The organism is Achromobacter sp. GQ309 (genome assembly GCF_059759315.1).
Genome location: NZ_JCAXDP010000002.1, coordinates 660,823 through 673,731, shown reverse-complemented (window position 1 = coordinate 673,731; position 12,909 = coordinate 660,823). Strand labels below are relative to the sequence as shown.

12 protein-coding genes are annotated in these 12,909 nt (G+C 64.2%); 9 read left to right on the top strand and 3 right to left on the bottom strand.

Annotated elements, in window-relative coordinates; translation table 11 throughout:
* The 3 genes from AC6CIE_RS08410 to map all read right to left on the bottom strand — a co-directional run bounded on the left by AC6CIE_RS08410 (nucleotide 1) and on the right by map (nucleotide 4,226).
* A complete protein-coding gene (locus tag AC6CIE_RS08410; protein ID WP_056570280.1) occupies nucleotides 1–714 on the bottom strand; it encodes a MarC family protein in 714 nt (237 codons plus the stop codon).
* 68 nt (nucleotides 715–782) lie between these two features.
* Complete coding sequence (locus AC6CIE_RS08405; RefSeq protein WP_498091968.1) at nucleotides 783–3,389, bottom strand: [protein-PII] uridylyltransferase; 2,607 nt, start codon at nucleotides 3,387–3,389, stop codon at nucleotides 783–785.
* Nucleotides 3,390–3,404: 15 nt separating this feature from the next.
* Nucleotides 3,405–4,226: a type I methionyl aminopeptidase gene (map, locus tag AC6CIE_RS08400; protein ID WP_175121933.1), complete on the bottom strand. Its 822-nt coding sequence runs from the start codon at nucleotides 4,224–4,226 to the stop codon at nucleotides 3,405–3,407.
* A gap of 206 nt (nucleotides 4,227–4,432) precedes the next feature.
* On the opposite strand from map, the gene AC6CIE_RS08395 reads away from it, so the two are divergent.
* The 9 genes from AC6CIE_RS08395 to rseP all read left to right on the top strand — a co-directional run bounded on the left by AC6CIE_RS08395 (nucleotide 4,433) and on the right by rseP (nucleotide 12,874).
* Nucleotides 4,433–4,717, top strand: coding sequence for a hypothetical protein (locus AC6CIE_RS08395; protein ID WP_286936300.1), 285 nt, complete (start codon nucleotides 4,433–4,435; stop codon nucleotides 4,715–4,717).
* A gap of 457 nt (nucleotides 4,718–5,174) precedes the next feature.
* Nucleotides 5,175–5,924: a 30S ribosomal protein S2 gene (rpsB, locus tag AC6CIE_RS08390; RefSeq protein ID WP_175121932.1), complete on the top strand. Its 750-nt coding sequence runs from the start codon at nucleotides 5,175–5,177 to the stop codon at nucleotides 5,922–5,924.
* Nucleotides 5,925–6,104: 180 nt separating this feature from the next.
* Nucleotides 6,105–6,983: a translation elongation factor Ts gene (tsf, locus tag AC6CIE_RS08385; RefSeq protein WP_092582300.1), complete on the top strand. Its 879-nt coding sequence runs from the start codon at nucleotides 6,105–6,107 to the stop codon at nucleotides 6,981–6,983.
* A gap of 179 nt (nucleotides 6,984–7,162) precedes the next feature.
* Nucleotides 7,163–7,879: a UMP kinase gene (gene pyrH, locus AC6CIE_RS08380; RefSeq protein WP_054425864.1), complete on the top strand. Its 717-nt coding sequence runs from the start codon at nucleotides 7,163–7,165 to the stop codon at nucleotides 7,877–7,879.
* A 15-nt stretch (nucleotides 7,880–7,894) separates the two neighbouring features.
* Nucleotides 7,895–8,455, top strand: a complete 561-nt coding sequence (gene frr, locus AC6CIE_RS08375) for a ribosome recycling factor (protein ID WP_056316760.1) — start codon at nucleotides 7,895–7,897, stop codon at nucleotides 8,453–8,455.
* Nucleotides 8,456–8,630: 175 nt separating this feature from the next.
* Nucleotides 8,631–9,395 carry a polyprenyl diphosphate synthase gene (uppS, locus tag AC6CIE_RS08370; protein ID WP_175121931.1) on the top strand — a complete coding sequence of 255 codons (765 nt, stop codon included), beginning with the start codon at nucleotides 8,631–8,633 and terminating at the stop codon, nucleotides 9,393–9,395.
* 51 nt (nucleotides 9,396–9,446) lie between these two features.
* Nucleotides 9,447–10,304, top strand: a complete 858-nt coding sequence (locus tag AC6CIE_RS08365; RefSeq protein WP_175139162.1) for a phosphatidate cytidylyltransferase — start codon at nucleotides 9,447–9,449, stop codon at nucleotides 10,302–10,304.
* Nucleotides 10,301–11,500 carry a 1-deoxy-D-xylulose-5-phosphate reductoisomerase gene (locus AC6CIE_RS08360; RefSeq protein WP_175121929.1) on the top strand — a complete coding sequence of 400 codons (1,200 nt, stop codon included), beginning with the start codon at nucleotides 10,301–10,303 and terminating at the stop codon, nucleotides 11,498–11,500. Before AC6CIE_RS08365 ends, AC6CIE_RS08360 begins: the two co-directional genes overlap by 4 nt.
* Nucleotides 11,501–11,542: 42 nt before the next feature.
* Complete coding sequence (rseP, locus tag AC6CIE_RS08355) at nucleotides 11,543–12,874, top strand: RIP metalloprotease RseP (protein WP_498091966.1); 1,332 nt, start codon at nucleotides 11,543–11,545, stop codon at nucleotides 12,872–12,874.
* The last annotated feature ends 35 nt before the right edge of the window (nucleotides 12,875–12,909 follow it).

The following is a 12,909-nucleotide window of genomic DNA, read 5'->3' as shown; positions in this document are numbered from 1 at the left end:
TTAGGCCTTCGGGACGGGAATTGGTTGCATCACTTGCGTCAGCACGCTCAGGAGCAGTTCCCGCGCGCCTTCCCAGAAAATCTGCACCCCGAGACACAGCATGATGAAGGCCGATAGCCGCATGAAGACCGCCGTGCCGTTATCGCCCAGGCGATGCAGCATCTGCGCCGCAAAGCGCAGGCAGACGTAAAGCGTCAGGGACACGACGATGATGCCGGGAATGGACCCCGCCAGCCGCACCAGGCTCCATGCGTGGTTCGTGTCCCGCAGCGAGACGCCCACCGTGATGGCGGCCGCGATGGAGCCGGGGCCGCAACTGATGGGGAAGGTCAGCGGATAGAACGCGCGCGCCTTCGCCATCTCGGGCGTGAACGATTCGGCCATGCGCGCCACCCGCTCGGTGTCGGCATCTGGCGAGTTCACCAGCCGCCAGGCGCTGGCGATCACCAGCATGCCCCCGCCCACGCGCACGATGGACAGCGAGATGCCGAAAAAACTGAGGAGCACGTTGCCCGCCACCATGGCCACGATCAGCATCAGGCACACGTTGATCGCGACCCGCTTGGCCAGCACCACCCGCGTGGCCGAGGACGCGCCCTCGGTCAGCGAAAGAAAGATGGGGGCGATCGCAGGCGGATTCAGGAACGGCAGCAGGGTGGCCAGTGCGAAGAAAAAGCTGCCACCGAAAATGCGCAGATAGTCGTTGAGCTGCATGTGAGCAAGCATCGCCTGGCCGAAAACCCGGATTGTATGCGGTCCGGGCCGGGTCTGGCGATGCCAGGTCAGGCAGCGCGCTGCTGGGCCTCGTCGCCCGACAGCGCGTCAAGGATGTCGCGTTCGAACTGCATCTGGCTGCGGGGGCGCGCCAGTGCGGATCCATCCACAATGAACACGTCTTCCACGCGGTCGCCCAGCGTCATGATCTTGGCCATGAGCAGGTTGATCTCGTGGCGCGCAAAGACGCGCGCCAGGGCGTGCAGCAGCCCGGGGCGGTCGGTCGCCGTGACGGACAGGCGCCATGACGTGCTGCGCTCGTCCGGCTGCAGTTCGGCCTGGGGCATGACCGGAAACACGCGAGACACGCGGGACTGCCGGCCACGACCGTACCAACCGCCGCGGCCGGGCTGGGCCTGCGCGGCCGCCTGCGGATCCTTCAGGCGTTCGGCAAGTTCGTGTTCGACCAGCGTGGCCTGCGCCCGCAGGTCGCTGGCGCCCTCCGGCAGCAGAACGATGAAGCTGTCCAGCGCCCAGCCATGGCGGGTCGTGTGGATGCGCGCGTCCTGAATGGACAGCGACTTGGCGTCGAAATAACCGCAAATGGCGACAAATAGATCGGGGGCGTCGCGCGTGTAGACCATGATCTGCAGGCCTTCACCCTGTTCGGTGGGGCGCGCCTTGACCACGGCTTTGGCCGGCGCGACCTGGTGATACAGGTGGCGCGTGTGCCAGGCGATGTCGGACGCGTCATGGCGCAGGAAATACGCCACGTCGAGCTGATTCCAGAACGCCTCGCGCGCGTCGTCGCGCAGGCCGGCCAGCCGGGTCAGCCGCGCTGCTTCTTCCTTGCGCTCGGCCAGCACGGTGTGCGCGTCGGCATGGGCGCCGCCCAGCGCCGCCAGCGTCAGCTTGTACAGGTCTTCCAGCAGCTTGCCCTTCCAGGCGTTCCAGACCTTGGGGCTGGTGCCGCGAATGTCCGCCACCGTCAGCAGATACAGCGCGGTCAGATGGCGCTCGTCCTTCACCGTGGCGGCGAATTCCTGCACGACGTCGGGGTCGGAGAGGTCGCGCTTTTGCGCCACCGCCGACATCAGCAGATGCTGACGCACCAAAAACTCGACCAGTTTCGCGTCTTCCGGGTCCATGCCGTGATCCGCTGCGAACTTACGCACTTCGCGCGCACCCAGTTCGGAATGATCGCCGCCGCGGCCCTTGGCGATGTCATGAAACAGCGCCGCCACGTACAGCAGCCAGTGCCGGTCCAGGCCGGCGATCAGCTGGCTGGCCAGCGGATATTCCTGCGCGTGCTCGGGCATGGTGAATCGGCGCAGGTTGCGCACCACCGCGAGCGTGTGCTGGTCCACCGTATAGGCATGGAAAAGGTCGTGCTGCATCTGGCCCACGATGCGGCGGAACACCGGCAGATAACGCGGCAGGATGTTCAGCATGGTCATGCGCCGCAGTTCGTGGACGATGCCGCGCGGCTGCTGCAGGATCTGCAGGAACAGCTTGCGGTTGACCGGGTTGCGGCGGAACTGCGCGTCGATGCGGTGACGCGAATGCCAGATGGCGCGCAGCGTGCGCGCCGACATGCCGGTCAGCTCGGGGTGCTGCTGCATCACCAGGAAGGCGCGCAGCAGCAGCGTGGGATTGCGCTCGAAGCCGTCGTCCCGAATGATGTCCAGGCGGTCGCGCAGGTTGCGGAAATCGTCATCGATGTCGCGCGCGTCGCTGTCCGGGCGCGGGAACAGCCGTTCCTCGATGTTCTGCACCAGGATGCCGTTCAACTGCGTCACGAGCCGCGCCGCCCAGTAGTAGCGCTGCATCAGCAGTTCGCTGCCCCGCCGCGTGGCGGTGGCGTGGATGCCGTAGACCTCGGCCAGCGCGGGCTGCAGATCGAACAGCACCCGGTCTTCGCGCCGATTGGCCAGCAGATGCAGTTCAATGCGCAGGCGCTTGAAAGCCTGCTCGGCCTTGCGCAGGTCGCGCGCCTCGGACGAGGTCAGCAGCCCCGCCTGCGCCACCGAGCGCCAGTTGTTGCCGAAACCGGCTGCACGCGCCATCCATAGAATGACCTGCAGATCGCGCAAGCCGCCCGGCGATTCCTTGCAATTGGGCTCCAGCGCGTACGGGGTGTCGTGGTAGCGCGAATGGCGCTGCTGCATTTCGACGCGCTTGGCCAGAAAGAACGCCTGCGGATCAAGCCGGGACTTGGTCGCGGCATCGAATTTGCGCATCAGCACGCGGCTGCCGGCCAGCCAGCGGGATTCCAGCAGCGCGGTTTCCACGGTGATGTCCGCGTCCGCCTCGCGCTCGCAATCCTCGATGGTGCGCACGCTGTGGCCGGGCTCCAGTCCCAGATCCCACAGCGAAGCCACCAGTTTTTCGATCGCGCTTTCTTCGTCCGGCGTCGGGGCGTGGGGCAGCAGGATCAGCAGGTCGACGTCGGAATGAGGGTAGAGCTCGCCACGGCCATAACCGCCCACGGCAGCCAGCGTGGCGCCGATCGGCAGCGGACAATGCTTGACCAGATCCCGCAGGGCGGCATCCACGATGCGTCGCAATTCGGTCAGCAGGATGTCCGGCCGTTCGTGTTCCCGGAACTGGGCCACCGCGGCCCGCCGGGATTCCTGGATGCGTTCGCGCAGCTTGGTAAGGATTTCGGCGGTCATGGGTGGCTGCGGGCTTCAGACGGCGGGAATGACGATGGGTTCGGTGATGAACGCGGGCGGCTGGGGCATGCCGGGCGAGAGGGTCAGGACCTCGTAGCCGGTTTCCGTCACGCAGACGGCGTGTTCCCATTGCGCGGACAGGCTGTGGTCGCGGGTGACGACGGTCCAGCCGTCGGCCAGTTGGCGGATCTCGCGGCGTCCGGCGTTGATCATGGGCTCGATGGTGAACAGCATGCCGGTCACCAGCTTCACGCCCGTGCCGGGCTTGCCGTAGTGCAGCACCTGCGGGTCTTCATGGAAGCGTTCGCCGATGCCGTGGCCGCAGAATTCGCGCACCACCGAGAAGCCGTTCGATTCGGCGTGCTTCTGGATCGCATTGCCGATGTCGCCCAGCGTGGCGCCGTTCTTGACCTGCTGGATGCCTTTCCACATGCACTCGAACGTGATGTCGGACAGGCGCCGGGACAGAATGGACTGCTCGCCCACCGCGTACATCCGGCTCGTGTCGCCAAACCAGCCATCCTTGATGATGGTGACGTCGATGTTCAATGAGTCCCCGTTTTTCAGGACCTTGTCGCCCGGGATGCCGTGACACACCTGATGGTTGACCGAGGTACAGATGGCGCCGGGGAAGGGCGGGTAGCCCGGGGGCGCATAGCCGACCGTGGCGGACTTCACCTTGAGCTCGTCGGTCAGGTATTCCAGGCACAGGCGGTCGAGTTCGCCCGTGGTGACCCCCGGCTTGACGTGCGGGGTGATGAAATCGAGAACTTTGGCGGCGTCCTGGCAGGCGGCGCGCATCTTGGCCAGGTCGGCCGGATTGGTGATTGTGCCCATGGAATGCTTGCGACGAGTCGCTTGAATGTCTGCTTGAAAGAATAGTAGAATTATAGGCTTCCCTAAAAATTTGGGGAGCAATCGGGTTACCGGCAAGAAGAGTCAGGACAAGAACATCCGTCAGGGTGGGAACATCCCGGCTCCCAGCCAAACCCGGCGGGTGCTGGCCTTTGGGTCCAGAGCACAGGTCTAGAGCAGAGGTTCTAGTGCACACCGGCAGGAAATCTGGTTTCGCGCGGTTCTTTCTTGAGATCCCGTGGCAAGCCCTGAAGTTTCACCGCAAGCGAAGGTTGTGGAGCGAATTCGGGCAGGCTGCTGGTGTTGAGGAAAAAATGGGCGACAAACGGAAATCCGGCTGGATGCGCTTAGGGCATGAAGCTTTTGGCATGGCGCTTGGGGCATGGATGCTGACACTGGCTGGGCGCGGTGTGCTTGCAAGCCCGGAAGTGTTTTCGAGCGGCGATGCAGGTTCGGTATGGGCGCTGGATTAAGTTCTTGGAATCGTGCTTAGAAGCGTCTGCTGAAAAGCGTGTGCTGAAAAGCGCATCCTGAAAGGGGTCCTTAAGAACTGCCACAGCGGCCTGATGCGCGGGCGGGCCTAGCGGCCACGTTCGCGAAGAACTGGATTTCGCCGCCAACAAAACAATTCCGGGTGCGTCTTGAAGAAACTTCCAGGAAACTCCTGGAGTGTCGGACAGACGCAATGCAAGTCTCTTGTCGTGTGGCGGCCGTCTGGGTTTATCGCGGCAGCGTAGTAGAAGTCGTTAAAGGCGCGCCGCTACAGGCAACACGCCTGGAGCGTCGTAGTTATTGCGGCAGTGATCGGCCGGCCCGGTTAAAATTTTTGTCATCCCGCGTTTTTGCGGGAAATCGCGCGCAACACCACCCAGGGTGTCAGCAGGATGCTGATGCAGGTGCGGCGCAAGAAACCAACCCTTGGAGAATTAAATGTCTTTGATGCGCGAAATGCTGGAAGCGGGTGTCCACTTTGGTCACCAGACCCGTTACTGGAACCCCAAGATGTCGCAGTACATCTTCGGCCACCGCAACAAGATTCACATCATCAACCTCGAAAAGACGGTTGATAAGTACCAGGAAGCCACCAAGTTCGTGAAGCAGCTGGCTGCTCGCGGCGGCAACATCCTGTTCGTCGGCACGAAGCGCGCCGCTCGCGAGCTGGTCGCCGCTGAAGCCGCCCGTTGCGGCATGCCCTTCGTCGACGCCCGCTGGCTCGGCGGCATGCTGACCAACTTCAAGACGGTCAAGACCTCGGTCAAGCGCCTGAAGGACATGGAAGCCGTTGTCGCCGAAGGCGGCGCCGAGCGCATGATCAAGAAGGAAGGCCTGCTGTTCCAACGCGAACTGGACAAGCTGAACAAGTCGATCGGCGGCATCAAGGACATGAACGGTCTGCCTGATGCCATGTTCGTGATCGACGTCGGCTACCACAAGATCGCCATCGCCGAAGCCAAGACGCTGGGCATCCCCGTGGTCGCCGTGGTTGACACCAACCACTCGCCCGAAGGTATCGACTACGTCATCCCCGGCAACGACGACTCGGCCAAGGCCATCGCGCTGTACGCCAAGGGCATCGCCGACGCCGTCCTGGAAGGCCGCGAGCAAAACCTGAACGGTCTGGTCGAAGAACTGGGCGAAGGTCAGGAAGAGTTCGTCGAAGTTCAAGACAACCAGGCCTAAGCCGGTTGTCATGTCCGGCGGGTAAGGTCTGGAAGCGGTGCCGAAACCGGCCCGTTTCCGCCCCGCCGGCGCTGCGAAGCTGGGCTCCCATCTTCCAGGCCCGCCCAGTGCGGGCGTCCCATCGAATCAAATCACAGCCCCGGCCCGCCGGGGCGTGTCTTAGCAAAATTTGGAGCAAACATGGCTGAAATTACCGCTGCCCTGGTCAAGGAACTGCGCGAAAAGACTGACGCGCCCATGATGGAATGCAAGAAGGCCCTGACGGAAGCCGAAGGTGACCTGGCCCGCGCCGAGGAAATCCTGCGCGTCAAGCTGGGCAACAAGGCCAGCAAGGCTGCTGCCCGCGTCACCGCCGAAGGCCTGATCGGTCTGTTCATCTCCGCCGACGCCAAGAAGGGCGCCGTCATCGAAATCAACTGCGAAACCGACTTCGTCGCCAAGAACGACGACTTCGTCGGCTTCGTGAACAAGCTGGCCGAACTGGTCGCGACGCAGAACCCGGCCGACGTCGCCGCGCTGTCGGCGCTGCCGTACGGTGAAGGCACTGTCGAAACCACCCGCACCGCCCTGATCGGCAAGATCGGCGAAAACATCTCGATCCGCCGCTTCGAGCGCATCGAGACCGCCAACTCGCTGGCCAGCTACGTGCACGGCGGCAAGATCGGCGTGCTGGTCGAATACACCGGCGCCGAAGAAGTGGGCAAGGACCTGGCGATGCACATCGCCGCCACCAAGCCCAAGGCCCTGAACGCCGACGGCGTGAACCCGGCCGACATCGCTGCGGAGCGCTCGGTTGCCGAGCAGAAGGCCGCTGAATCCGGCAAGCCGGCCGACATCGTCGCCAAGATGGTGGAAGGCTCGGTCGTGAAGTTCCTGAAGGAAGTGACGCTGCTGTCGCAGCCCTTCGTCAAGAGCGACAAGCACACGGTCGAACAGCACCTGAAGGAAAAGGGCGCGTCGATCAGCAAGTTCGTGCTGTTCGTCGTCGGCGAAGGTATCGAGAAGAAGACCAGCGACTTTGCCGCTGAGGTTGCCGCCGCCGCCGCTGGCGCCGCCTGACCTCTAGGTAGTGCTTAAAGGCCGGCGCTAGATTAAATTCTAGTCCGGCCTTTTTCGCCGCATGGGCCCCCAAAGGCAGACGCCTCGGGGGTGCCCAACCCGCCTCGCGGGCGCGGCGCTGGGGGTCAACCCCATTCTTGACTTACACTTTCGTCGGATTGTTCTTCGGGATATCACCTATGAGCAGCAGGGCATACAAACGGGTTCTTCTCAAACTTTCCGGCGAGGCGCTGATGGGCGACGATGCATTCGGCATCAATCGCTCCACCATCGTCCGTATGACCGATGAGATCGCTGAAGTCGCCGCCACGGGCGTCGAACTGGCCATCGTCATCGGCGGAGGCAACATCTTCCGTGGCGTCGCCCCGGGTGCGCAGGGCATGGACCGCGCGACCGCCGACTACATGGGCATGATGGCCACCATCATGAACGCGCTTGCGCTGCAAGACGCGCTCAAGCACAAGGGTATCGACACCCGGGTACAATCCGCGCTGAATATCGATCAGGTCGTCGAGCCCTACATCCGGCCGAAGGCTTTGCGTTACCTCGAAGAGGGCAAGGTCGTGATCTTCGCCGCGGGCACCGGCAACCCCTTCTTCACCACCGATACGGCTGCGGCACTGCGCGGCGCCGAGATCGGCGCGGAGATCGTGCTGAAGGCCACCAAGGTGGACGGCATCTACAGCGCGGATCCCAACAAGGATCCCACCGCAACGCGCTACGCGCGCATCAGCTTCGACGAGGCGATCGTCCGCCGTCTGGAAGTCATGGACGCCACCGCCTTTGCGCTGTGCCGCGACCAGAAACTGCCGATCAAGGTGTTTTCGATCAATAAGTCCGGCGCGCTCAAGCGAGTCGTGAGCGGCGAGGACGAAGGCACGTTGGTACACGTTTAAAGAAAAGGAAATTCCATGAGCGCAGCAGAAATCCGCAAATCCGCCGAGGCCAGAATGGCCAAGTCGCTTGATACGCTCAAGACCAACCTGGCCAAGATCCGCACGGGCCGCGCCCACACCGGCATCCTGGACCACGTGCAGGTCGAATACTACGGTTCGCCCGTGCCGGTGGGCCAGGTCGCCAACGTGAACCTGGTCGACGCCCGCACCATCAGCCTGCAGCCGTACGAAAAGCACATGGCCGGCCCGATCGAAAAGGCCATCCGTGAGTCGGACCTGGGTCTGAACCCCATCTCCATGGGCGACACGATCCGCGTGCCGATGCCCGCGCTGACCGAAGAGCGCCGCCGCGACCTGACCAAGGTCGTGCGCAGCGAAGGCGAAGACGCCAAGATCGCGGTGCGGAACCTGCGCCGCGAGGCCAACGAAGCGCTCAAGAAGCTGGTCAAGGACAAGGAAATCTCCGAGGACGACGAGCGTCGTTCGCAAGATGACGTCCAGAAGCTGACGGATCGCGCCGTCGCCGACATCGACAAGATGGTCGTCCAGAAAGAAGCCGAAATCATGACCGTATAATCCCAGCACGCCACGAGGCGCCGCATTGCGGCCCGCGTGGCGTCAGGATTTCATTGCACATGCGCCGTCCCGTCCATTGCCTCGCGGTACTTCCTCGTAGCGATGGAATCGACGGCGCAGGTTTTTTCCCGTATTCGTCTTTTTCGCCGGTCCGCCGCGCGCAGTCCCCAAACTAATGGCAACCAGTTCGACTCAGGCGGTCCCCGATATCCGTGACATCCCCGAGCACGTCGCCATCATCATGGATGGCAACGGACGCTGGGCGACGCGGCGCCTGCTGCCTCGCACTGCCGGGCATGCCAAGGGCGTGCAGGCCGTCCGGCGCGTGGTCGAGGCCTGCGGACGCGCAGGCGTGCGTTACCTGACGTTGTTCGCGTTCAGTTCCGAGAACTGGCGTCGCCCGGCCGAAGAGGTCTCGCTGCTGATGCGCCTGTTCGTGCAGGCGCTTGAGCGTGAAGTCGGCAAGCTGCAAGAGCAGGGCGTGCGTCTGCACGTGATCGGCGACCTGAGCGCCTTCGAGCCGCGCCTGCGCGAGCTCATCGCCGCTGCCCAGGAACGCACCGCGCACAACGACCGGCTGCACCTGACTGTCGCCGCCAACTACGGCGGCCGTTGGGACATCCTGCAAGCCACCCGAGCCATGCTGGCGGCCGAGCCCGACCTCGCGGCGCACCCTGACCGGGTGGACGAAGAGCGCCTTTCCAGGCATCTTTCCATGGCATGGGCTCCCGAGCCCGACCTGTTCATCCGCACCGGCGGCGAACAGCGCATTTCCAATTTCCTGATCTGGCAGATGGCGTACGCGGAGTTCTACTTCACGGATCGCTATTGGCCGGATTTCGGCGCCAATGAACTCATGGCCGCCTTTGATTGGTACCGCACGCGCGAGCGCCGCTTCGGCCGCACCAGCGCCCAAGTCAGCGAAGCCGCCGCCAAATAGGCTGATCGCGACGCGCGCGTCTTTCCAGGCAGCACAAGAGGAGACCGTCACATGCTGGGCCAGCGTATCGTTACCGCCGTCGTTTTGTTGGCCATTCTGGCCGCCGCCATGGCGAGCGCCAATCCATGGTGGTTCGTCGCGTTGCTGGCCCTTGCGGCCGCCTGCGCCAATTGGGAGTGGCTGCGCCTGACGCTGCCGCAACCGCCATCCCCCGTCATTTCCATCGGCGTGGCCGTGCTGCTGTTCGCCGGCATGCTGGTGCTGACCTCGGCCTGGCTGGCGGGCGACCGTAGCGGCGCCGGCGATCCGGGCTGGGTGCTGCGCTACCTGGTTCCTGCCGTCTCGGCCGTCTGGCTGTTCGGCGGCGTGACCGCCGTGGTGCGCGGGCGTTCCGATGCGCCGCCGGCCAGCCTGGCCTGGTCGGTCTTCTCCGTGCCGGCCGCGTTTGCCGCCTGGGCGGTTCTGGCCCAGATGTACGTGGCGCGCGGCGCGGTGTTCGTCGTGTCCCTCCTCGCCCTCGTCTGGGTGGCTGATATTGCGGCATATTTTGCCGGCCGGGCCTTCGGCAAGCGTAAACTGGCTCCGCGCGTGAGTCCCGGCAAGACCATTGAAGGCGCCATTGCCGGCGTCCTGGGCGCGGTGGTGTGGATTGGCCTGTCCAGCCTGTGGGACGGCACCTTCGGTCATGCCCTGGTCGAACGCTGGACCTTCTGGCTTGCATTGCCGATCGCCGCTGTTCTGGGCGTGCTGTCCATTGTGGGAGACCTGTTCGAGTCGCTGCTCAAGCGACGCGCGGGCCGCAAGGATTCCAGCACGCTCTTGCCTGGCCATGGCGGTGTGTATGACCGCATCGATGCGATCCTGCCCGTCGCGCCGTTCGCGCTACTTTTGTCTGGAGTTTTGTTTTGACGGCTTTTCAACGTGTCGTCGTGCTGGGATCAACCGGATCCATCGGTGAAAGCACGCTGGACGTAATTGCTCGCCACCCGGAGCGGATGGCGGTTTATGCGCTGTCGGCGCACAGCCGGATGCAGCGCCTTGCCGAGCAGGCGTTAGCCAGCCGGGCTGCCGTCGTGGTGGTGCCGGATACCGCCGCCCGTCAGAAATTCATCGACGCGTGGCCGGGCGGACAGCCCATGCCCGAGATCCGCGTCGGCGCGCAGGCGCTGGCCGACACGGCCGCGGATCCCCAATGCGACGCCGTCATGGCCGCCATCGTCGGCGCCGCAGGCTTGCCGTCTGCACTGGCCGCCGCGCGTGCAGGCAAGCGCGTACTGCTGGCCAACAAAGAGGCGCTGGTTGCCGCCGGCACACTGTTCATGCAGGCAATCCGCGATAACGGCGCCGAACTGCTGCCTATCGATAGCGAACACAACGCCATCTTCCAGTGCTTGCCGCACCAAGGTCGCGCCGATGCGCCGCATAGTCCGGCAAAGGGTGTGCGGCGCCTGTTGCTGACCGCGTCGGGCGGCCCGTTCCGCGGGCGCGATCTCGAAGACCTGCACGACGTCACCCCCGAGCAAGCTTGCGCCCATCCCAACTGGAGCATGGGCCGCAAGATCTCCGTCGACTCGGCCACCATGCTGAACAAAGGCCTCGAGGTCATCGAAGCCCATTGGCTGTTCGCAATGCCCGCCGATCGGATCGACGTGGTGGTGCACCCGCAGAGCGTCGTCCATTCAATGGTTGAGTACGACGACGGCTCCGTTCTCGCGCAGTTGGGACAGCCCGACATGCGCACGCCCATTGCCTACGGTCTTGGATTCCCCGATCGCATCGAGAGCGGCGTCGGTCCGCTGGACCTGACCCGCCATGGCCGGCTCGACTTTGAAAAGCCGGATCTGACCCGCTTTCCTTGCCTGGCCCATTCGTTCGCCGCAATGCGGGCGGGGCAGGGCGCCTGCGTGGCGCTCAACGCCGCGAATGAAGTTGCGGTCGACGCCTTCCTGGAAGGCCGGCTTGCCTATACCTGGATTCCGCGGGTCATCGAGGCGGCGCTCGAGTGGCAAGCACGGCAGGCATCTGTTACGCTCAGCAGTCTTGACGACGTACTTGCGCTTGACGCCGAGGCGCGCGCCTTTTCGGGCAACCTCGGACTGGCCTGATAGCGGGCCGCGCCTGCCTCTGATTTCCTAGATTCCGACCCCATGCTTTTCACCCTGCTGGCCTTTGCCGTAGCGCTTGGCTCACTGATCATTTTCCATGAGCTTGGGCACTATTGGGTTGCCCGCCTGTGTGGCGTGAAGGTCCTGCGTTTCTCAGTCGGCTTTGGCAAGGTCATCCTGCGCCGCACCGACCGGCACGGCACCGAATGGGCGGTTTCCGCCCTGCCGCTCGGCGGTTACGTCAAGATGCTGGACGACGCGCCGCCCGGGGCTTCGCCCGCGGTGGCGGCGTCGGCGTTCAACACCAAGCCGGTCGGGCAGCGCATCGCCATCGTGGCGGCCGGTCCCATCTTCAATCTGATACTTGCGGTGTTTCTGTATGCGGGCCTGAATATGGCCGGCACCGAGGAGCCCGTCGCCATCATCGCGCCGCCCGCCGCCGAGACGCCTGCCGCCCGCGCGGGTCTGCTGGGCGGCGATCGCATCCTGGCCATCGACGGCCAGGAAGTCGCATCGTGGTCCGACGCCCGCTGGCGCCTGATGGACGTGATGTCCACCGGTGGGCGCGCCAGCATCGAGGTCAGCACCCCGTCCGGCGCCGTTCAGCAGCGCGAACTCGACCTTCCCCCCAACACGATGGACCCGGCCGAGGGCGACCCGCTCGCCGCCGCTGGTGTTCGTCTGGCTCAACCCAAGCCCGCTGTGCGCGCCGTGATCGACGGCGGTGAAGGGCAGGCCGCGGGCTTGCGCGCCGGCGATCTGGTCGTGGCCGTGAATCGCCAGCCGGCCCCTGATACCGGCGCACTCGTCAAGCAGATCCAGGAAAGCGCCGGGAAGCCGCTTGCGCTTACCGTGGTGCGCGACGGCGCCAGCATCACCCTGAACGTCACGCCTCGCCCCGAAGTCGTCAACGGCCAGGAGATCGGCCGCGTCGGCGTGCAGCTGGGCGGCAACGTGCCGATGGTGACGGTGCGCTATGGCGTCTTCGATAGCCTGTGGCGCGGCGCCGTCCGCACCTGGGATACCGCCTGGTTTTCGCTGCGCATGATGGGCAGGATGGTGACGGGCGACGTGTCGTGGCGCAATGTCAGCGGTCCGGTCACGATTGCCGACTATGCCGGCCAGACCGCCCGGATTGGCATTGTTGCGTATATCGCCTATATCGCATTGATCAGTATCAGCCTTGGCGTTTTAAATTTGCTTCCCATTCCTATGCTGGATGGTGGCCATCTGCTGTACTATCTCGTCGAAATTGTGCGGGGCAGCCCCCCGCCTGCCAGATGGATCGACATCGGACAACGCGCTGGCATAGGCATATTGGCGAGCCTTATGGGGCTTGCGCTGTTCAACGATTTCACGCGTTTGTTCACTTGAACGCGATTTAGCATAAAATCCCCCGCCATTTGCAC